At 68.9% G+C, this 20824-nt stretch carries 20 protein-coding genes; 10 read left to right on the forward strand and 10 right to left on the reverse strand.

Features of this window, described 5'->3' with window-relative positions; genetic code table 11:
- Positions 1–9: 9 nt before the first annotated feature.
- Positions 10–342, forward strand: a complete 333-nt coding sequence (locus ACN27E_RS17220; RefSeq protein ID WP_422743270.1) for an ArsR/SmtB family transcription factor — start codon at positions 10–12, stop codon at positions 340–342.
- Positions 339–779 (forward strand): SRPBCC family protein, encoded by a 441-nt coding sequence (locus ACN27E_RS17225; protein WP_422743272.1) that lies wholly within the window; start codon positions 339–341, stop codon positions 777–779. The genes ACN27E_RS17220 and ACN27E_RS17225 overlap by 4 nt, the downstream gene beginning before the upstream one ends.
- Here ACN27E_RS17225 and ACN27E_RS17230 read toward each other — a convergent pair.
- Positions 758–1039, reverse strand: coding sequence for a DUF4873 domain-containing protein (locus ACN27E_RS17230; RefSeq protein WP_422743274.1), 282 nt, complete (start codon positions 1037–1039; stop codon positions 758–760). The genes ACN27E_RS17225 and ACN27E_RS17230 overlap by 22 nt on opposite strands.
- A complete protein-coding gene (locus ACN27E_RS17235; protein ID WP_422743275.1) occupies positions 1036–1920 on the reverse strand; it encodes an AurF N-oxygenase family protein in 885 nt (294 codons plus the stop codon). The genes ACN27E_RS17230 and ACN27E_RS17235 overlap by 4 nt, the downstream gene beginning before the upstream one ends.
- A 106-nt stretch (positions 1921–2026) precedes the next feature.
- Here ACN27E_RS17235 and ACN27E_RS17240 point away from each other — a divergent pair, with 106 nt between their 5' ends.
- The gene (locus ACN27E_RS17240) at positions 2027–2659 is read left to right on the forward strand and encodes a TetR family transcriptional regulator (protein ID WP_422743276.1); all 633 of its coding nucleotides are present in this window, start codon (positions 2027–2029) and stop codon (positions 2657–2659) included.
- Between the two features lie 74 nt (positions 2660–2733).
- Here ACN27E_RS17240 and ACN27E_RS17245 read toward each other — a convergent pair whose 3' ends face one another.
- Positions 2734–3687, reverse strand: a complete 954-nt coding sequence (locus ACN27E_RS17245) for an AraC family transcriptional regulator (protein WP_422743278.1) — start codon at positions 3685–3687, stop codon at positions 2734–2736.
- 80 nt (positions 3688–3767) lie between these two features.
- On the opposite strand from ACN27E_RS17245, the gene ACN27E_RS17250 reads away from it, so the two are divergent.
- Positions 3768–4604: an NAD(P)H-binding protein gene (locus ACN27E_RS17250; protein WP_422743280.1), complete on the forward strand. Its 837-nt coding sequence runs from the start codon at positions 3768–3770 to the stop codon at positions 4602–4604.
- A complete protein-coding gene (locus tag ACN27E_RS17255; protein WP_422743282.1) occupies positions 4601–5026 on the forward strand; it encodes a pyridoxamine 5'-phosphate oxidase family protein in 426 nt (141 codons plus the stop codon). The genes ACN27E_RS17250 and ACN27E_RS17255 overlap by 4 nt, the downstream gene beginning before the upstream one ends.
- A gap of 4 nt (positions 5027–5030) precedes the next feature.
- On the opposite strand, the gene ACN27E_RS17260 is transcribed toward ACN27E_RS17255, so the two are convergent.
- The gene (locus ACN27E_RS17260) at positions 5031–6167 is read right to left on the reverse strand and encodes a 1,4-beta-xylanase (RefSeq protein WP_422749941.1); all 1137 of its coding nucleotides are present in this window, start codon (positions 6165–6167) and stop codon (positions 5031–5033) included.
- A gap of 188 nt (positions 6168–6355) precedes the next feature.
- Here ACN27E_RS17260 and ACN27E_RS17265 point away from each other — a divergent pair, with 188 nt between their 5' ends.
- Positions 6356–7537, forward strand: coding sequence for an MFS transporter (locus ACN27E_RS17265; RefSeq protein ID WP_422743284.1), 1182 nt, complete (start codon positions 6356–6358; stop codon positions 7535–7537).
- Positions 7534–9519 carry a 4-alpha-glucanotransferase gene (gene malQ, locus ACN27E_RS17270; protein ID WP_422743286.1) on the forward strand — a complete coding sequence of 662 codons (1986 nt, stop codon included), beginning with the start codon at positions 7534–7536 and terminating at the stop codon, positions 9517–9519. Before ACN27E_RS17265 ends, malQ begins: the two co-directional genes overlap by 4 nt.
- On the opposite strand, the gene ACN27E_RS17275 is transcribed toward malQ, so the two are convergent.
- Positions 9506–10261 (reverse strand): class I SAM-dependent methyltransferase, encoded by a 756-nt coding sequence (locus ACN27E_RS17275; protein ID WP_422743287.1) that lies wholly within the window; start codon positions 10259–10261, stop codon positions 9506–9508. The two genes, malQ and ACN27E_RS17275, sit on opposite strands and share 14 nt — an antisense overlap.
- On the reverse strand, positions 10258–11211 hold the full coding sequence (locus ACN27E_RS17280; RefSeq protein ID WP_422743289.1) for a methylenetetrahydrofolate reductase: 954 nt from the start codon (positions 11209–11211) through the stop codon (positions 10258–10260). Before ACN27E_RS17280 ends, ACN27E_RS17275 begins: the two co-directional genes overlap by 4 nt.
- A gap of 215 nt (positions 11212–11426) precedes the next feature.
- Here ACN27E_RS17280 and ACN27E_RS17285 point away from each other — a divergent pair, with 215 nt between their 5' ends.
- Positions 11427–12008, forward strand: coding sequence for a TetR/AcrR family transcriptional regulator (locus ACN27E_RS17285; protein WP_422749942.1), 582 nt, complete (start codon positions 11427–11429; stop codon positions 12006–12008).
- An 88-nt stretch (positions 12009–12096) separates the two neighbouring features.
- The gene (locus ACN27E_RS17290; protein WP_422743291.1) at positions 12097–13971 is read left to right on the forward strand and encodes an alpha/beta fold hydrolase; all 1875 of its coding nucleotides are present in this window, start codon (positions 12097–12099) and stop codon (positions 13969–13971) included.
- 53 nt (positions 13972–14024) lie between these two features.
- Here ACN27E_RS17290 and ACN27E_RS17295 read toward each other — a convergent pair whose 3' ends face one another.
- The 3 genes from ACN27E_RS17295 to ACN27E_RS17305 all read right to left on the reverse strand — a co-directional run bounded on the left by ACN27E_RS17295 (position 14025) and on the right by ACN27E_RS17305 (position 17057).
- The gene (locus ACN27E_RS17295; protein WP_422749944.1) at positions 14025–14966 is read right to left on the reverse strand and encodes a mechanosensitive ion channel family protein; all 942 of its coding nucleotides are present in this window, start codon (positions 14964–14966) and stop codon (positions 14025–14027) included.
- A gap of 76 nt (positions 14967–15042) precedes the next feature.
- Positions 15043–16314 carry an ammonium transporter gene (locus ACN27E_RS17300; RefSeq protein WP_422743293.1) on the reverse strand — a complete coding sequence of 424 codons (1272 nt, stop codon included), beginning with the start codon at positions 16312–16314 and terminating at the stop codon, positions 15043–15045.
- 134 nt (positions 16315–16448) lie between these two features.
- Positions 16449–17057 carry a TetR/AcrR family transcriptional regulator gene (locus tag ACN27E_RS17305; RefSeq protein WP_422743294.1) on the reverse strand — a complete coding sequence of 203 codons (609 nt, stop codon included), beginning with the start codon at positions 17055–17057 and terminating at the stop codon, positions 16449–16451.
- 91 nt (positions 17058–17148) lie between these two features.
- Between ACN27E_RS17305 and ACN27E_RS17310 the strand changes: the two genes are divergently transcribed.
- Positions 17149–17895: an SDR family NAD(P)-dependent oxidoreductase gene (locus tag ACN27E_RS17310; RefSeq protein WP_422743296.1), complete on the forward strand. Its 747-nt coding sequence runs from the start codon at positions 17149–17151 to the stop codon at positions 17893–17895.
- Positions 17896–17907: 12 nt separating this feature from the next.
- Here the strand turns inward: ACN27E_RS17310 and ACN27E_RS17315 are convergent, their stop codons facing one another.
- A complete protein-coding gene (locus ACN27E_RS17315; RefSeq protein WP_422743298.1) occupies positions 17908–20796 on the reverse strand; it encodes an RND family transporter in 2889 nt (962 codons plus the stop codon).
- Between the last annotated feature and the right edge of the window lie 28 nt (positions 20797–20824).

A 20824-nucleotide genomic window follows, 5' to 3' on the forward strand; every position in this document is an offset into this window, starting at 1 on the left:
GTCAACAAGATGGTTGAAGATCAGGTGCTCGACCGGGCGTACGCCGCGCTGGCCGACCCGACGAGGCGCCGGATGCTGGAAACGCTACGTGCGGGCGACGCCCGGATCACCGATCTCGCGGCGCCGCTGCCCATGAGCTTCGCCGGGGCGTCACGTCACGTCGCCGTCCTCGAATCGGCGGGACTGGTGCAGCGCGAGGTTCGCGGCCGTGAACACTGGCTGTCCCTGCGCGCCGAAGGCCTGAGCGCGGCGCAACAGTGGATGAACGAACAGTCCGAATTCTGGTCGGCGCGTGCCGACGCGCTCGAAGCTCGGCTGCGCCGCACCCGGAATCCCCGATGAGCGAGACGGCGACGGTCCGCGTCCAGCGCGTCATGCCCGCGCCACCGGAGGTGGTGTTCGACGAATGGCTCGACCCCGAGTCACTGACCGAATGGATGTGCCCGCGCCCGAGTCGCGTCGTCGGACTGACCGTCGAACCCCGTGTCGGCGGCACGGTGCGCTTCGACGTCGACGCCGACGGAGTCGCGGTACTCATCACCGGGCGATTCCTCGAGATCGACCGTCCGCGCCTGCTGCGTTTCACCTGGAGCAACTCGAATTGGCCCGACCCGACGGTGGTCAGCGTCGTGGCGGTGACGTTCACCCCCGCAGGTGACGACGACACACTGATGTCGATCGAGCATTCACTCCTGCCGACAACGGAATTCGGCAATTTCCAGCAGGGCTGGATCGACACCTTCGACCAGCTGGCGGTTCAGCTGCAGGCCAGATCGTAGGGCGGTACTCCGACTCCGCTGATCATCAGCTGACCCGACGGGACCCGCTCGACCAGACGCGCCTCGGCGCCGCGATCCCCGATCCACAGCTGAGCCGGTGCACCGGCCGCGAGATCGTCGGGTGCCCCGTAGACCAGGCCCTGCCAGTGGTACCGACCGTCGATCGGGCTGAGGTGGCCGGCCAGCCGGACACGGACCCCACAGCGCGTTCCCGCCACGTCGAGTTGGGCGTCCCCGTCGAACACGCCATCCTCGGTCACAGGAAGTTGCTCCGGCGCCACATCCACCGACCGAGCCGGCTCATCAGGCCGACCTCTTCCAGGAACGCGGCCAACGGCGCGAACCCCTGCACCTGCGCCGCATGGAAGTGCGGGTTGGCCCGGGCCTGGCGCCGGGCCTCCCGCCCGTCCAGGCCCGCGCGGCGATAGGTGGCACGGTTGGTGAACAGGAAGCGGTAGAACGGGCCGCCGGCGCCGTGCACCGTGGCGAGCAGATAGCGGTTGAGCGGCCGCATCTGCGGGACCGCACGCCGAGCGCCGTCGCGGGCGAACTGGATGTGCCGCGCCTCCTCGGTGACGTGGATGCGCATCACCCGTCGCACGATCGGCTGCAGCTCAGGGTCGTCGAGGATCTGGCGCTGCAGCGCATCGAAGATCTCTTCGCCGACCAGTGCGACAACCCACAGCACCGAGTTCTGGAACACCAGCGGCAGCGCGTTGATGATCGCGCGCTGCAATCGCTTGGGCTGAAACGGTTTTCCGTCCACGTAGCTGATCGCGCGTCCGAACATCACCATGTGCCGGGTTTCGTCCCCGAGTTCGGTGAGCGAATAGTGGGTGGCCGGCGACGTCACGTCGGCGTGCATGAGTCCGCGCAACAGCGCCTGGTTGAGGATGTTCTCGAACCAGATCCCCGCCGAGAGCAGGTTGATGAACTCCTGGCGCGACAGTTCGATCTGTTCGCGGCGGGTCATCTGATCCCACATCGGGGTGCCGTAGAGCGTCACCACCCGCGGCGGGAGGAAGAACCGGTCGGGATCGACCGGCGCCTCCCAGTCGATGTCTACGACGGGGGCGTAGGACTTCTTGGCCGAGCCGCGAAGCAGCCGCTCGGAGAAGTCGTCGCGCGTGGTCATGGTCATCGAGACCTCCTGCTGACTGGCGGGTGCGCCCTGACGGACACCGAAACCGAAGATACATTTTCAGTTCGTCTGTATCAATAGCACCCTGGACCATAGACTGCGCTCGATGAAATACAGCGGTCTCCTCGCCAAGGCCGTGCAGCGCTCTGGGTCGCCGACCCCCGAGGGGAACGCTGAGCGGATACTCGATGCTGCGCTGAAGCAGTTCGAGCTGTTCGGGATCCGCCGGTCCACCGTGGAGGACATCACGCGGCGGTCGGGTCTGGCGCGGGTCACCCTGTATCGCACGTTCGCCAACAAGGACGCGATCGTCGAGGCGGTACTGCTGCGGGAGCTCGAGCGGTTCCTGTCCGATCTCGCCGCCGAAGCCGGGCGCTACCGCGGAGCCGAGGACAAGCTGGTCGAAGGCTTCGTCTTCACGCTGACCACCCTGCGCGCGCACCCGCTGTTGCAACGGCTGCTCGCGACCGAACCGGAAACGATGCTGCCGTTCCTCACCGTCGAGGGAGACGGCGTGATCCGTACGGCGTCATCATTTCTCGCCCACCAACTCGCCGTGGCGCTGCCCGGCGACACCCGCACCCAGCTCGAATTGCTCGAGGTCGCCGAGGTGACCGTGCGCATCATCGTGTCGTTCGTGCTCACGCCGTCACAGAACGTGGCGCTCGGTGACGACGAGGCGGCGCGGGCGTTCGCCCGCCGCTATCTGGTGCCGCCGCTGCTGGGGCTGTCCGGCTGACCGCCACCGCGAGCGCGCGCGTCTGCACGCGACACGCCGCTCCGAAGCGAGCACTATGCGCACGCTCGCGACCACTAGCCGGCTAGGGAGACGGTGCGCCGATGCTCGGTGGGATTGACGCCGCGGACCCGCTTGAACGCCGCGCTGAAGCCGAAGGGGTCGGAATAGCCGACCGCACGGGCGATCTCGGCGATCGTCGCCGTCTGCCGCTCCACCAGGAGGTCCGCGGCCAGGGTCATCCGCCAGCGGGTGAGATAGGTCAGCGGGGGCTCGCCGACCAGATCGGCGAATCGCTTGGCCAGGGTCGAGCGGGACACCCCGATCCGGTCGGCCAGCGAGGCCACCGTCCACGGTGCCGCCGGTTCGGCGTGCAGCACCCGCAAGGCATCGCCGGCCACCGGATCGCGCTGGGCGCTCCACCAGGCGGGCGGCTCACCGCCGGGCCGGTCGAACCACTCCCGCAGTGTGCATACCAGCAGCCAGTCCAGCAGCCGGTCCAGCACGACCTGCTGGCCGGGGATGTCGAGCGCGACCTCGGCGGCAAGGTGGTCCAGCACTGCGTCGCCGGTGCCGCCGGATTCGACGCGGAGCACCACGGGTAGCGCGTCGAGCAGCCGATGACTGATCTCGCCACGCACCGGATAGGCGCCGACGATCAGCGTCGTTGCGGCACCGTCTGTTTCGCGACCGGCTGTTTCGCCACCGTCATGCCAACCGACGCGGTGTCGCGTACCGCCCAGCTCGGGCGTCGCGCAGAATTCACCGCACGCCACCGGCGGCGCCGAGGTGCCGATCTCGTCGACGAAGGTGAACGTCGCGGGTCCCCGCACCACGACCGTCTCGTAGGAGCCCAGCGGTTCGGGCGTGCCGCCTTCCGGAACGATCCACCCCGCACCGCCGAGCACGGTGCACAACGTCAACGGCGCGCCGTCGACGAAGTGCAGCGCCCAGGGCGGGGACAGCGTCGAACTGCCGAACAGGGAACCGTGCGCGCGTACGTCGCGAAACAGGTCGCCGAAGACATCCACACCTCGACGTTAGACGATTGGACAGGTTTCTCGGCCTTTCACCCATGGAACTGTCCGAGGCGCATCCGTTCAATGAAGGCATGCGCAACGACACGACACTCGTCCTGGGCGCCACCGGTAAGACCGGCCGCCGGATCGTCGCCCGATTGCGGATGCAGGGCACACCCGTGCGGCCGGCGTCCCGATCGAGCGCCACCTCCTTCGACTGGTCGGATCCCACCGGCTGGGACACCGCCCTCCAGGGCATCTCGACCGCCTACGTCGTGGCACCCGGTGTCCCCGGGCCGGTTCACGACTTCGTCACCCGCGCTGAGGCGGCCGGGGTCCGGCATCTGGTCCTGCTGTCCGGTCGCGGCGCCGACACCTGGGGCGATTCCGACTTCGGCCGTGACATGCGGGATGCCGAGGACGCGGTGCGTAACTCGGCGCTGGCCTGGACGGTGTTGCGGCCCAACAACTTCGCCCAGAACTTCGACGAGGAGCTCTGGTATGCCCCGATCCTGGAGGGCGAACTGGCACTACCCGCCGGGGACGTCCCGGAACCCTTCATCGACCTCGAGGACGTCGCTGCCGTCGCGGCCAGGGTGCTCACCGATCCCGGCCCCCACGCCGGTCGGGTCTATGAGTTGACCGGCTCGCGATCGATCACCTTCGACGAAGCCGTGGCGTTGATCTCCCGCGCCGCCGGGAGACCTATCACCTACCGACGCATTTCGCCGGATGAATACCGGGCGGTGCTCATCGAACAGGGGTTGAGCCGGGACGACGCCCACCACATCGCCGAGATGTTCGTGATGATGGAGCGCGGACTGCTCGCCGACACCACCGACGGGGTGGCCGCCGTCCTGGGCCGGGCGCCCCGGACGTTCGAGGACTACGTCGCGGGGGTCGCCGCGGCCGGGGCGTGGTCGCGGTGACCACCGACGTGATCACCGATGACGACCTGACCCTGCTCCAGCGGCCGCTGTACGGGTTCCTGACCGTCGCCGCGGGCCCGATCCCGCCGCAGCCGCGTCCGGTGTGGTTCGAGGTGACCGAGGCGCGCACGGTCGAGCTGTTCACCGGCCCCCACACCGCCAAGATCCGGCATTTGCGCGCCGAGCCGCGCGCGTCCATCGTCGTGGCCGCGCCGGTCGGCGAACGTGAACGGTGGGTGTCGGTCACCGGCCGCACCACCGTGGAACCCGATGGTGCCGGCGAGTTGGCGGCGCGTCTGGCCGCACGGTACTGGGAGCTCGACGATCCGCGCCGCGCCGACGACCTCGCCGGGATCCTGGCCGAGGACTGGGCGCGGCTGGTGATCCACCCTGAGAAGGTCAGCCGCTACGCGATGCCCTGACGCCTCAGTTGGGCCGGGCCGTGCCGGCGAGATGACGGATGGTGGCGACCTCGCTGTCGCGGTACGGCCGTCCGTCGCCGTGCAGCAGATCGTGGAACCACACCTGCGGCGGGCGGTCGTACGGCCGGTCCCAGGAGTCCCACGGGAAGTACGTCTGCGTCCGTCCCGCGACGAGCCCCCAGGTGTAGGCGCCGACGCCCCGTCGGTGCGCGACCGGCAGCACCGCTTCGACGGTACTTCCCCTCGTCCTGGCCATGTACTCCGTGCACAGCATCGGCCGGTCGAGCGGCGCCAATTCGTCGATGCGACGCTCGAATTCGCCGGCATCACCGTAGTTGTGGAAGCTGATCACATCGGACTGCGTCAGCTGGATGTCGGCGATGGCGCTGCGGCGCGCCGGGTCTGCCCAGGAGCCCTGCCACACGCCACTGGTCAACGGCTGCACGGGATTCACCGACCGCACCCACTCGAACACGTGGGGAAGCACGGCCGTGACGAGTTGCTGCTTGTTCCTGCGCTGCAGACGCCGGTACTCGGGAACCGGATTGTCCGGTTCGTTCCAGACGTCCCACCCCAGGATGCGCTCGTCGTCGCGGAACCGCCCGACCACGCCGGTGACGTAGTCGTACATGATGCGGTGATAGCGGGAGTCCTGCAGATTCTCGGTGCCCGGGCTCTGCACCCAACGCGAATTGTGCACCCCGGGTACCGGCGGCCGCTGGCGCCCCGGCCTGGGTACCGGATCCCAACACGAGTCGAACAGAACGAACAGCGGCTTGATGCCGTGGTAGGCGGCGGTCGCCACGAAATGCGAGAGCCTGCTGCTGAACCCCAGGCTGTCCTGCGCCCACAGTTGGTCGTGGAGAAAGACCCGCACCGTGTTGAGACCGATGTCGCGCGCCATCCTCAGCTCACGATCGATCCGCCGCGGATCGTAGCTCTCGCGCTCGAACATCTCGAGCTGGTTGACGGCGTTCGAGGTGATGAAATTGGCACCCACCTGCCAGCCCTGCCTGCCGTACCAGTCGTGGGCGCGGTCCGCCGACCAGCGGCCCGACTGCGCGGCGGCGCGCGGTGGCGCAGCGATCGCTGCGGCTCCCGCGAGCAGCAGAGGAACCCGGAGGGCGGCGCGGCGGCGCAGCGCGTATCGTTTCTCGGACGGCATTCGTTACAGGCGATTTCCTTTGAATCTCAGTGACTTTCGGGTAAGTAACGCCCGACGGTACAAGCGGCGTCGAGGGCGCACCACCCCGGTCTCACACCGGCCTGCGCTTTCAGCGCCTGGTACGTGAGCAACGCCACAGCCGAGCCGCCGTCATAGATTGAGCCATGCGCGATCGGGCCCCTCTCCTGGCGGCGGGTTTCACCACGGCCTTCGGCGCGCATGCGGTCGCCGGGACGCTCGGCACCACCACGACGGGCACCGCGTCGTCACTGTTGACGCTCGGCGCCCTGCTGGCCATCTACGACGGCGCCGAGGTGGTGCTCAAGCCGCTGTTCGGGTCGCTGGCCGACCGCATCGGCGCGCCACCGGTCCTCATCGCCGGACTGGTGCTGTTCGCGGCCGCCTCCGCCGGATACGCCGTCGCGGACCACGGGGCATGGCTGTGGGCGGGCCGTTTCGGCCAGGGCGTGGGCGCGGCGGCCTTCTCCCCCGCCGCCTCGGCGCTGGTGGCGCAGCTGACCCCGGCCCACGCCCACGGCCGGGCCTTCGGGTCCTACGGATCGGTGAAGTCGATCGGATACACCCTGGGACCGTTGCTGGGCGGGCTGATCGTCGCCTACGCCGGCGGCATGCAGGCGTTGTTCGCGGTCATGGCCGGGCTCGCCATCGTGGTGGCCGGATGGGCCGGTATCGCCGTCCCCGTCGTGACACCGATCCCCCGGCGCCGTCAGACCCTGCTGGACACCGTCCGGCGGTTCTCCCACTCCGCGTTCGTGGTCCCCACGCTCGCCCTGGCCGCCGCGACGGCCGCCCTCTCGGTCGGCGTCGGCTTCCTCCCGCTGATCGGCACCCAGGCGGGGCTGTCGCCGGTGGTCACCGGGGCCGTGGTCTCGGCGCTGGCCCTGACCACGGCGATCGCCCAGCCGCTGGCGGGACGCGCGCTGGACACCGACCGGGTGGCGGCGGTGCCCGGCATGCTCGCCGGAATCGCCGTCACCGCGACCGGCTTGGCCGCCGCCCTGCTGCCCGGGGTGCTCGGGCTGCTGTGCTCTGCCGTCGTGATCGGCCTGGGCTGCGGGATCATCACACCGCTGGCCTTCACCGTGCTGGCGGGCTCCACCCCGCCGGAGAATCTCGGACAGACGATGGGCGCCGCCGAGATCGGCCGGGAATGCGGCGACGCAGCCGGTCCGCTGCTGGTCGCCGGCGTTGCGGCGGCCACGACCGTGCCGATCGGCTTCCTGGTGCTGGCCGCTGTCGTCGGCGCCGCCGGCGGCGCGACGCTCACCGGCGTCGCGCGGGGGCGCGGTGTAAGAGATCGTGACCCGGGTACAGAAGCGCGGTGAGCTCTCGCCCCGAAGCCGTGCCCGAGGATCTGCGCCGACTGGCCGCCGCCCACGGGGTGGCCACCTCCTACCGCAACGAGCGCCGCGAACCCGTCGAGGTGGACGCCGAGGTGGTGATCCGCGTGCTCGGCCTGCTCGACGTGGCGGCGGACACCGAGGCGGACCGCGGCCGCGAACTCGACCGGCTCGCGGAGTTGGACAGCGCGGGTGCGCTACCACCCACCATCGCCGTCCGGCTCGACGGACGGCCGCACCCCGTTGCCGGCGCCGCCGGGCTGACTGCCGAGGACGGTACGCAGATCGAGCTGCACGACGAGACGCCGGGTGACCTGGCGCCCGGCTGGTACCGCCTGCACACGCGGGACGGCCAGGAATGCACCCTCGTGGCCGCCCCGCCCACCGTGCCCCGGGCGCCGGACACCTGGGGATGGATGCTTCAGCTCTACGCACTGCGGTCGGCTCGGTCGTGGGGCATCGGGGATCTGGGCGACCTGAGCGAGTTCGTCGACTGGACGGCCACCGAACACGGCGCCGGGGCGGTGCTGCTGAATCCGCTGCACGCACCCGGACCGACGCATCCCGTGCAGCCGTCGCCGTACACCCCGTCGAGCCGGCGCTTCGCCAACCCGCTCGCCCTGCGCATCGAGGACATCGACGCCTACTACCGCGCAGATGCCGGCCTCCGGGCCGAGGTGGACGCCCTGCGGGTCTCGGCGACCACCGAACGCATCGACCACGATCTGGTGTGGGCCGCGAAACGAGATGCGCTGGAACTGCTGTGGCGCGCCGAAGGGCGACCCGATCCGCTCGGCGACGACGGCGTATCGGAGGGACTGCGGGACTGGGCCGCCTACTGCGCGCTGGCCGAGCGACACGGAGGTCGGTGGAGCCGGTGGCCGGAACCGCTGCGCGACGTCTCCGGGGCCGCCGTCGCCGACGCGCGCCGAGAGCTGGCTCCCCGGTTAGCCTTTCACGCCTGGGTGCAGCAGCGGTGCGCCGAGCAGCTGACCGCCGTACGGGCATCGGCGCGCAACGCCGGAATGGAGCTGGGCGTCCTGCACGACCTCGCGGTGGGGGTCGACGCCGACGGCGCCGACGCCTGGGCGCTGGCCGATGTGCTCGCCGGCGGCGTCAGCATCGGGGCGCCACCGGACAACTTCACGCCGCGCGGCCAGGACTGGGGGCTGCCGCCGTGGCGGCCGGACCGATTGGCGGCGACCGGATATGCCGCATTGCGGGACATGTTGCGTGCGGTGCTCAGTCATGCCGACGGGTTGCGCATCGATCACGTCGCGGGTCTGTGGCGTCTGTGGTGGATTCCACCGGGCGACGGTCCGGATCGCGGCACGTACGTGCACTACGACGCCGACACCATGCTGGCGGTGCTGGCGCTCGAAGCCCACCGGGCGCAAGCGATCGTGGTGGGTGAGGATCTGGGCACCGTCGAACCCGAGGTCACCCAGGCACTCGCCGACAACGAGATGCTCGGATGCGCGGTGGCGTGGTTCACCCGCGACGAATCGGCGGCCGGGGAACCGCTGCTGGCACCGGCGGAGTGGCCGACCCGAGCGGCGGCCAGCATCTCGACCCACGATCTGCCGACGGCTGCTGGCTTCCTGCGAGGCGAGCACGTGCGCGCCCGCGCCGACCTCGGATTGCTCGACGACGTCGGCGCCGAGCAGGAGAACGCGGACAAGGAGCGCTCGGAGTGGGTGGAGCTGCTGCGATCCGAGGGTCTGCTGGGCGAAAACACCGACGACGAGTCAGCGGTCATCACCGCGATGCACCGACTGCTGGCAGCGACGCCGAGCCGCCTGAAGTTGATCTCGCCCTACGACGTCGTCGCGGAGCCGCGTCAGCCGAATCTGCCCGGCACGGTGGACGAATACCCGAACTGGCGGCTGCCCCTGCCGCAGACGCTCGAAGAGCTGCGCGCCGACCCGCGCGTCGCCGAGATCACCGCGGCGTTCAGGCGCGGGTGAGCACCAGCATCTCCCCGGTCACCGCCTGCTGCCTCAGCAGATCGGAGATCGCACCGCTCTGACGTTCGGCCAGTTGCCATTCCCGGGTATGGGCGTAGCGGATGTTCAGCTCCTCGGTGACCAGTGCCGTGCGATCCTTCCAGTCCTCGGCGATGGCCGGCAGATCGACGGTGCTGCGCCACGCTCGGACACGCAGGCCGGATCGCTCCACCAGCGCGGTCAGCTCGGGTCTGGTCGGAAAGTGATTGGTCTCCAGGCGGTCGGCGGCCTCCTCGTCATGGGCCATGAACACGAGCAGCCCGATCGGACCCGACGCGCGCACCGCCCGGCGCATCTCGGTGAGAACCGTCAACTGGTCGGTGGTCGTGCAGAGCACGCCCAGCGCCCAAGCGGCGTCGAAACTCTCGTCGGGCACCGGCAGCGCCGACCCGACCGCCTGGACCACCGGGAAGCCGAAGAGCTGCCGCGCCGCCCGGCAGGCGCCCGCCTCCGGCTCAGCGAGAACCGGTCGCGCCGAAACCGCCTGCGCGGCGTAGGCAGCCGGACCGCCCACCCCGGCACCGCAGTCGAGCAGCGACACTTCTGCGCCGAGGCCCATCTGGTCGATCAGCCACTGCAGCCCCGGTGGGCTGCCGCTGCCCCGGCACGCAGCCGGCAGATAGTAGTCCTCGCCCAGATCCAACGCGACCCGCGCCGTCCACTCGGCGACCGTGTCGAACTCGGCGTCCATGGCTTCGCTCATGACGACAACTCCTCTTTGATCCGGCGTCCGACCTCCGCTTTGATCTCGGCCCCGACCCGGGTACCGGACGCCGAGGCGGACCCCGAGAGGTTCACCCCTCCCACACCGTCGATCGCCAGCAACGCCCGCGCCTCGGCCACCGCCGCGTCGATGCCGGCGGCGACGGGATCGGCCGCGCCCAGCACCTCCTCGACGACCCGCTGGTCGAGTTCCAATCCCGGCAGACCCTGCAGGACGGCCGCGGACACCACATCGGTGAACACCGCGGCCGCGGCGATGACCGGCATGGTGAGCCCGGCGGAGTGAGCGCTGTTCATGAAGTCGGCCACCATGGCCGGGAACGGCACATGGTTGAGCACGCCCATCGCGGCGCCGGCGCGCTGCTTCTCGACGAGCCGCGTCGGCCGCCCGGCCACCGGCGGCGCGGTGGGCGTCTCGGGTACGGCGGGCACCATGCCCACCGAGGCCGCGAGTGCCACCAGCCGCGGGCCGTCGAGGTCGAATGTCTGTGTGACGTCGGGGCGCACGTCGTAGGCCCGGCCGTCACCGGTCACGCAGAACACCGTCCGCACGCCGATGCTGCCCAGACCGCGCAACTCCTGTTCCAATACCACCCGGTTGCGGTCCCGGCACGACAGCGTGATCCACGGCGTCGCCCCCGCCTCGAGCAGCAGCCCGCCCATCAGCGTCGGCGGGAAGTCGGGACGATTCTGGTGCTCGCCGACCAGAACGGCGTCGCAGGACGCCCCCACGATCGCCGCGGTGGCTGCCACATCGGCCTCGTCGAACGGGGCGCAACTGAAATCGGTCAGTACCAATGGCACCTCCGGCGGCGGCGCCGATGGGGGCATCAGACCCGACCAGGACACCACGCCGTCGAAGGCACATGGCCCGGAACGCATCTCGCACTGCCCGTCGGGACGCACCCCACCGCACGGCCCGAACTCCATCCGCTTCGGACACGTCCCGGCCACAGACAAGCGCTCCCCCCTCCGTGCGGTCGTACCGCGGTAGGTACCCCGTACGCGGCGTCGGCAAGCGGAAGAAAGCACTTGACCGCAGTGTCACTTAGTGACACATTGGTGGATGTCACTAAGTGACAGGAGGTGAAGCAATCAGCAGCCGGCCCGACCCCGGCGACAAGCAGGCCCAGGCGCGCCTGCAGGTGTCCCGGCATGCCTGTGAGCTGTTCTGGGAGCGCGGCGTCTCCGCCACCAGCGGCGACGACATCGCTGCGGCGGCCGGGCTGTCAACCCGGACGATATGGCGCTATTTCCGCACCAAGGAGAGTTGCGTCGAACCTGTTCTCGCGCAATCGGTTCAACGCTTCATCGCGCTGGCCAACCGGTGGCCTGACGAACTGTCCCTGGCCGACCACATGAAGATTGACATGGCCCGACACCCGCTCACCGAAGGGGAGATCGCCGATGAACGGGCCGCACTACGGATCGGCACCATGTCCCTGACCGAACCGGCTCTGCGGACGGCCTATCTGATGGTGCACGACGAGATGGAGCGCGGCTTCATCCCTGTCGTCGCTAGGCGGCTGCGCCTGCCCGAGGACGATCTCACCGTGCGGTTGTGCGCGGCCGCCGTCACCGGGGCGTTCCGCGTCGTCGACGAGGACGTCGGACGTCGCGCCATCCTCGAGAAGGAGAAGGTCACCCAGGAGGAGGCGCTGACGCTGGTCGACCGCGCCATCCACGACGCCACCAACGGCCGCCTCGGCGGACCCGTCACGCACTGACTTCAGACACATTCACCACCCCGCCGGCCGGCAGCACTGCCTCGGCGGCGGGACCCGCTGTCCCGAAACACCTTGGAAAGGATCTCCCATGGCACCCGCCGCGTTGCTCTCCGTCGAGGAACTGTTCGATCCGCCCGTCCGGGCGGCGGCCACGATCTCGCCCGACGGCACCAGGATCGCTTTTCTCGCACCGTGGAAGAACCGCCTCAACGTCTGGGTGGAGGACCTCGACGCCGAATCCCCCCGAGCGCGTTGCGTGACCGCCGACGAGAACCGCAGCGTCCTGCACTTCGAGTGGACCGACGATCCGCGGTGGATGATCTACCTGCAGGACACCGTCGGGGACGAGAACTGGCACATCCACCGGGTCGACCTCGACGATCCCGGATCGGCCGCAGTGGACCTGACCCCCTTTCCCGGGGCGATGGCCGCACCTCTGCGCGAGATCAGGGGCGGCCGGACCACCGTGATGGTGAACAACAGGCAGCCCACGCTTTTCGACATCCACGAGCTCGACGTCGCCACCGGCGAACTCACTCTGCTCGCCGAGAATCCCGGCCATGTCATGGGATGGCTCACCAGCGACCGCGGCGACATCTTCGCCACCTCGATGACCGATGACGGTGATCTGCAGCTGTCACGCTGGGACGGCACTGGGCTGCAACGCATCGCCGAGTTCGACGGCACCGACTTCCCGATCGGCATCCACCCGACGGTGATCACGCCCGATGGCACGGGCGTGTGGATGGGATCGCATCGCCACAGTGACCGCAGCCGCCTGGTTCGCATCGATCTGGACACCGGCGCGGAGACCGTGGTGGACAGCCACCCGCAGTTCGATCTCGATCCGCGGGCGTCGGTCAGCCCGACGATGCCCCCGCCGCTGATCCAGGACCGGCGCACCGGCGAGCTCCTCGGTGTCCGCTACCTCGGTGATCGACAGGAGATCCGCGCGCTGCAGCCCCGTTTCGCAGACGTCCTGGCCAACCTGGAGAAGCTGTCCGACGGCGACATCGGACGCCTGTCGTCCGACGAGAGCGGCAACCGCTGGGTCGTCGCGTTCAACCACGACCGCGACCCGGGGGCGACGTACCTGTACGACCACAGCACCGGCCGGAGCCGACTCCTCTTCCGGCCGCTGCCACACCTGGACCCCGAACAGCTCGCCCCCGTGCGGCCGGTGACGATCACCTCGCGTGACGGCTTGGCACTGCAGTCGTATCTGACGCTCCCGGTAGGCGTGGAGCCGACGAATCTGCCGCTGGTGCTCGTGGTGCACGGCGGCCCGTGGTACCGCGACAGCTGGGAGTGGGCCCCGCACGTCCAGCTGCTGGCCAACCGCGGATACGCGGTGCTGCAGGTCAACTTCCGCGGATCGCTCGGATTCGGCAAAGCGTTCCTGCGCGCGGCGGTGGGTGAATTCGCGGGCAAGATGCACGACGATTTGATCGACGGGGTGAACTGGGCCGTCGATCAGGGCTACGTCGATCGCGATCGCGTCGCCATCCTCGGCGGGTCCTACGGCGGATACGCCGCGCTCGTCGGCGTCACCTTCACCCCCGACGTCTTCGCCGCGGCCGTCGACTACGTGGGCATCTCCGATCTGGCCAACTTCATGCGCACGCTGCCCGCCATCGCCCGGCCACACCTGGCGAACAACTGGCACGCGTACGTCGGCGACCCCGACGACCCCGATCAGCTCGCCGACATGATGGCCCGATCACCGATCACCAGGGTCGACCGGATCCGCACTCCGCTGATGGTCATTCAGGGCGCCAACGACGTTCGCGTGGTGCAGGCCGAGTCCGACAACCTCGTCAACGCGTTGCGCGCCCGCGGGGTCGAGGTCGAGTACCTGCTACAGACCGACGAGGGCCACGGCGCAGTCAATCCGGAGAACGTCATCGAGATGTGGGGCGCGGTCGCGCGGTTCCTGGGACGCCACCTCGGCGGGCGGGGGTGAGCGGCGGCCGGTCTGAGCCGCGGGACGCGGTCAGGGCTGTCCGCTGACCGGGTTCACTCCGCGACCATCGCCGCCAGCCGGCCGGCCGGGAAGGGCAACTCGATACCGTGCTCGTCATAGGCGCGCAGGATCTCTCGACGCAACCGCCGCTGCACGGCCCACTGCGCGTTCGGGCTGGTCTTCACGGTCATGCGCAGTTTGAGCATGTCCGGGGACCACTCCTGCACCCCCAGCATCTTCGGAGCGCCCAGCGCCTTCTCCGAGAGCGCGGGATCGGCCAGCGCGGCCTCGGCCGCCTCGATGGCCACCTGTTCGGCGCGTTCGACATCGGCGGTCGGTGCGACCGGCACCTCCACACGGGCGACGGCGTAACCCTGGCTCATGTTGCCCACGCGGGCGATCTCACCGTTGCGGACGTACCAGAGGGTGCCGTCGATATCGCGCAGCGTGGTGATGCGCAGGCCGACGCTCTGGACTTCACCGACGGCCTCACCGAGGTCGATGGTGTCCCCCACCCCGTACTGGTCCTCGAGCAGCATGAAGACACCGGTGACGAAGTCGCGCACCAGGTTCTGCGCCCCGAAGCCGATGGCCAGGCCGATCACCCCGGCGGACGCGATGAACGGTGCGATGTTCACGCCCAGCACGCTGAGGATGGACAGGCTGATCCAGATCAACAGGATGATCGACACGGTCGACTTGAGCACCGACCCGATGGTCTGCGCTCGTTGCAGCCGCCGTTCGGCGGTCTTCTGCTCGCCGGCCGCAGGCATCCGGGCGCGCACATGGCGCAACAGCGACGACTTCTGCGCCGGCTCGGCCGCGGCCGCCTCGTCGTCCTTGCGGCGCCGGCCGGTGGCTCGGTCGATCATCCGGTGCAGGATGAACCGCGCGATCAGCGCCACGACGATATACACCGCGATTCGCACCGGAACCTCGATGAGCCAGTGTCGATTGGTCTCCGTCCATTCGAATGCCAGCGCATGTAGATCCATGAACTCGACCGTACGGGTCGCCCCGGCCGGGTTGCGAATTCCTGCGGTGGGCGAAGTGACCCACATCACGCCTCGATCAGGTCGGCGCGCCCGGTCGTCGAGGTGCTCCGTGACCGTGCACACCCTCGGCGTAGGCGGTCTCCGCGTGCTGCGAGAAGTCCACGCCGGAGGTCTCGTCCTCGGCGCTGATCCGGAATCCCATGATTCGGTCGATCAGCTTGGCCAGCATGAAGGACGCCAGGAACGCGTATGCGGCCACCACCAGGACGGCGAATGCCTGCTTGCCGAGCTGGCCGAGTCCGCCCCCGTAGAGCAGTCCGCGGGGGCCGCCGGTCATCACGTCGGTGGCAAGCAGCCCGATCAACAGCACGCCGACCACCCCGCCGACGAAGTGCACGCCGACCACGTCGAGGGAGTCGTCGTAGCCGAGGCGGAACTTCAGTCCGATCGCGAAGGCGCAGACGACGCCGGCCACCAGCCCGACGACCACCGCACCGAGGGTGTTGACCGTCCCGCACGAAGGGGTGATCGCGACCAGGCCGGCCACCACGCCCGACGCCGCGCCGAACGTCGTGGGTTTGCCGTCACGCACCTGCTCGACGGTGAGCCAGCCCAGCATTCCCAGGCAACCGGCGACCAGCGTGTTGAGAAAGATCGCGGCAGCGGTGCCGTTGGCGGCCAACGCCGATCCGGCGTTGAAGCCGAACCACCCGAACCACAACAGACCCACGCCGAGCAGAACGAAGGGCAGATTGTGCGGCCGCATGGCCTCCTTCTTGAACCCGATGCGCGGTCCGAGCACCAGGGCGAGCGCCAAAGCCGATGCGCCCGAGACGATCTCAACCACCAGACCACCGGCGTAGTCGAGCACCCCCAGCCGGAACAGCCATCCGCCGGGCGCCCAGACCCAATGCGCGACAACGGCATACACCACCACCGCCCAGACGGGCACGAACACCACCCAGGCGGCGAATTTCGCCCGGTCGGCGATCGCGCCACTGACCAGCGCCGCGGTGATGATGGCGAAGCTGAGCTGGAAGGTGGCGAACAACAACTCGGGGACCTGTCCACCGTGCACGGTGTCCGGCCCGATCCCGCTCATACCGATGTGCGAGAGACCGCCGATGAAGCCTCCGGCGCCCTCACCGGTGAACGCCAGGCTGTACCCGACCAGCAGCCAGGACACCGTGACCAGCGGGATGGCGATGAAGCTCATCATGATCATGTTGAGCACGCCGGTCGTGCGCACCATGCCGCCGTAGAAGATGGCCAGCCCCGGAGTCATCAGCAGGACGAGGGCGGTGCTGATCAGCAGCCAGGCCGTGGCGGCGGTATCGATGTCGGGCAATGTCCGGTCTCCTTCGACGGTCCCGAACGAGAATGTCGGCCGCGCGTTTCAACGAAACGGCGATCATGTTTCCGGCATGTTTCGCCCGCCTCACACGATCGGGGCGGCCGCACCACCCTCAAGAGTCGGACCGCTCAGATGGGCGGCCAGGTGCGCAGCGCCGCGTCGGCCACGCGCTGCAGGACCGCGGCATCCGTGCCGCCGGCGGCCTGCACGGCGATCCCGTTGGCGACGGCCATGACATAGCGCGCCAGCAGGCCCGGATCGGTTTCCGGGGGGAGATCCCCGGCGTCGAGCGCCTCGACGAAGCGGCCGCGCAGCCGCAACCAGGCGTCTTCCCGACAGTCGGTCAATGCCCGGCGGGCCGCCCACCCGGCCGCACCGGCCGCCAGCGATCCCTGCACCACCAGACATCCCCGCGGCGTGTCGGGCCGAGTGGTCGTCTGAACCGCTCCGAGCAGGAAGGCCTGCGCCACCCGCAGGGCTGTCGGCTCCTGCAGCGCGCGGATGAGGTAGCCGCCCGGCCCGGCGAGGTAGCGCTGCAGGGCCGCCCGGAACAGCGCCTCTTTGTTGCCGAATGCGGCGTACATGCTGGTTCGGGTGATGCCCATGGCATCGGTCAGATCGGTGAGGCTTGCGCCCTCGTACCCGTGCTCCCAGAACACCACCATCGCGCGCTCGAGCGCATCGTCGGTGTCGAAGCCCCGGGGTCGACCGAGGGACTTCGCTGTCGTGGCGTCCATGGCACCTCGATCCTACCGTTGTGTACCGATCGATACAGAAGTGCTAACGTCCTTTTCGTACCGATCGATACTGAAGTGGAGGAGCGGCGGCATGGGATCACTCGAGGGGCGCACCGCGGTCGTCACCGGCGGCAGCGACGGAATCGGGTTCGCGGCCGCGCGCCGACTGGCCGACGAGGGCGCCCACGTGTTCGTCACCGGGCGTCGGAAAGCCGAACTCGAGGCCGCCGCGCAGTCGATCGGACCCGCGTGCACGACGGTGGTGGGCGACATCTCCTCGGCTGACGACCTCGATCGGCTCTACGACGCCGTGCGGGCCCGCGGCAGGGGGATCGACGCCTTGTTCGCCAACGCCGGTCTCGCGGTGCTCGCGCCGCTGGCGGAGGCAACCGAGGAGCACTACGACCAGAACTTCGGCGTGAACGTCCGGGGAACGTGGCTCACCGTGCAGAAGGCCGTCCCGCTGTTCAACCCGGCCGCGTCGGTCATTCTCAACTCCTCCATCCGCGCGGACGACGGTTGGAAGAACTTCGGGCTCTACGCCGCGTCGAAGGCCGCGGTGCGGTCCCTCGCGCGGACGTGGGCCAACGAGCTCAAAGACCGCGGCGTGCGGGTCAACACGATCTCGCCCGGCTCGATCGACACCCCGGCGGTGGACAAGGTCGTCGGGGCCGAGGCCGGTGCGGCCTTCAAAGCCCAACTCGCCGAGGGGGTCCCGATCGGGCGGCTGGGCCGCGCGGAGGAGGTGGCCGCCGCGGTTGCGTTCCTGGCCTCCGACGAGAGCAGCTTCATGTACGGGGCGAATCTGGACATCGACGGCGGCGAGCACCAGTTCTGAAGGCCCGGCCGCTCAGCCCGACTCGGCCGGCGCCAGGGGCTGCGGCCACGGCTGTGGTTTCGGGCGACGGCGCACGTTCTGCGGCCACCAGAACCAGCGGCCCAGCAGCGCGGCCAACGACGGCGTCATCAGGGACCGCACCACGAGGGTGTCGAAGAGCAGGCCCAGGCCGATGGTGGTGCCGACCTGTCCGATCACGATGAGCTTGCTGCTCGCCATGGACATCATGGTGAAGGCGAACACCAGTCCGGCGGCGGTGACCACTGATCCCGTTCCGGCCATCGACCGGATGATCCCGATGTTCAACCCGGCGTGCATCTCCTCGCGCATGCGGGACACCAGTAGCAGGTTGTAGTCCGCGCCGACCGCGAGCAGCACGATGACCGACATCGGCAGCACCATCCAGTGCAGCGGGATACCGATCAGGTGCTGCCACAACAACACCGACAATCCGAACGACGCACCCAGACTCAGCACGACGGTGCCGACGATCACCGCTGCCGCCGCGATCGCTCTGGTGAGGACGACCATGATGAGGAAAATGAGGATCAGCGCGGACACCGCGGCGATCAGCAGGTCGTAGTCGGCACCCTGTTGCATGTCCTTGAACATCGCCGCGCTACCGCCGACGTAGATGGTCGAGCCTTCCAGCGGCGTGCCCTTGATGGCGTCCGCGGCCGCGATCCGCAGCGGTTCGATATGGGCGGTGCCCTCTTCGGTCAGCGGATCGCCCTGGTGGAACACCGTGAAGCGCACGGCATGTCCGTCGGGCGAGAGGAACAGCTTGATGCCGCGCTGGAAGTCGGCTGTCTGGAACGCCTCCGGGGGCAGGTAGAAGTTGTCGTCGTTCTGGGCGGCGTCGAACGCCTTGCCCATCGCGGTGGCGTCCTCCTGGGTGGCGATGTTCTGGTCCTGCTGGGCCTTCTGCGCCTGGTACTGGTTGAGCAGATACTGCCTCTGGTTCTTCATCGTCTGGATCATCGCCGGCATCAGCGCCGCCAGCTGCGGGGTCAGCTCGGCGAGCTGCTGGATGTCGGGCACCAGATCCTGGAAGTCATCCGAGAGCGTATTGATGCCGTCGAGGGTGTCGAACAGCGACCGCAGCGACCAGCAGATCGGGATGTCGAAACAGTGCGGTTCCCAGTAGAAGTAGTTGCGGATCGGGCGGAAGAAGTCGTCGAAGTCGGCCAGATGGTCGCGGATCTCCTGGGTGTCGGCCGAGGTGTTGGAGAACTTGTCGGACATCCGCCGGGTGACGTCGGCCATCTGCAGCGTGATCGACTGCATCTTCTCCATCGAGGCGATGGTCGTCAGCAGCTCGTCGGCCTGTTTGAGGGTGTTCGCCAGGACCGTCTGCTGATAGTCGTTGTTCATGAGTTGGCCGGTGCCGCTTTGACTCATCGTGTACGCCAGGGACGCGTGTTCGACCGGTTTGCCGTCAGGCCGGGTGATGGTCTGCACCTGGGCGATGCCATGGACCCGGACCATCGCTTTGGCGATCTTGTCGATCACCAGGAAATCCGCGGGGTTGCGCAGGTCGTGGTCGGCCTCCACCATCACCAGCTCGGGGTTCATCTTCGCCTCGGAGAAGTGCCGATTGGCTGCGGCGTAGCCGATGTTCGCCGGCACGTCGGCGGGCTGGAAGATCCGGTCGTTGTAGGTGGTGTGGTAACCGGGCAGAGTGAGCAACCCGACCAGCGCCAGGACGACCGCCATCACCAGCACGGCACCCGGCCAGCGCACCGTTGCCGCGCCGATCCGACGCCATCCGCGGGCCCGCCCCCAGCGCCGGGGCTCCAGGACCCGCCCGAACCGGCTGGTGATCGAGATGAGCGCCGGGCCCATGGTCAGCGCCGCAGCGACCACGATCGCCATGCCGATCGACAGCGGGAAGCCCATCGTCTGGAAGTAGGGCAGCCGGGTGAAGTGCAGGCACAGCGTGGCCCCGGCGATGGTCAGACCGGACGCCAGGACGACGTGCGCCGTCCCGTGAAACATCGTGTAATAGGCCGATTCCCGGTCTTCGCCGTTCCGGCGCGCTTCCTGATAGCGGCCGATCAGGAAGATGGCGTAGTCGGTTGCCGCGGCGATGGCCAGGGTGACGACCATGTTGGTCGCGAACGTGGTGAGGCCGAACACGTCGTGATATCCGAGGAAGGCCACGATTCCGCGCGCGGACATCAGCCCGACGACCACCATCACCATGGTGATCGCCACCGTCACCACCGACCGGTACACCAGCAGGAGCATCACGATGATGACGGCGAACGTCAGCATCTCGATGGTCTTCATGCTGGCGTCGCCGACGGCGTTCTGGTCGGTCGTCGTCGCCGCCGGACCCGTCACATAGGCGCGTACTCCGTCCGGCGGATGGACACGGTCGACGATTGCGCGCACGGCTTCCACGGATTCATTGGCGAGCGCCTCGCCCTGGTCGCCGGCGATGTAGACCTGGACGTACGCAGCCTTGCCGTCGATGCTCTGAGCACCGGCTGCGGTCAGGGTGTCGCCCCAGAAGTCCTGGACGTGCTGCACGTGGACGGTGTCGGCGCGCATCTCGCGGATCAACTCGTCGTAGTACGTGTGGGCGTCCGCGCCGAGGGGATCCTCGCCTTCGAGCACGATCATCACATTGCTGTTGGTGTCGTACTCCTCGAACACCTCACCGACCCGCTTGGTCGCCACCAGCGCGGGCGCGTCGTTCGGGCTCATCGACACCGCCCGCAGTTTGCCGACCTCTTCGAGTTGCGGCACAACGGTGTTGAGCAGTCCGACGATGACCACCCACGCCAGCACGATCGGCACGGCGAACGTGCGGATGAACCGGGCCAGCCGCGGTCGGGCGGCGTGCGGTGCCGGTGGAATCGCGTCGGTCGGGGTGTCGTCGGTGACGGTGGTCATCTGCGCTCGATCCGCTCGCAAGGTTCGC

It is taken from the genome of Mycobacterium sp. WMMD1722 (assembly GCF_049315205.1).
GTDB lineage: Bacteria > Actinomycetota > Actinomycetes > Mycobacteriales > Mycobacteriaceae > Mycobacterium.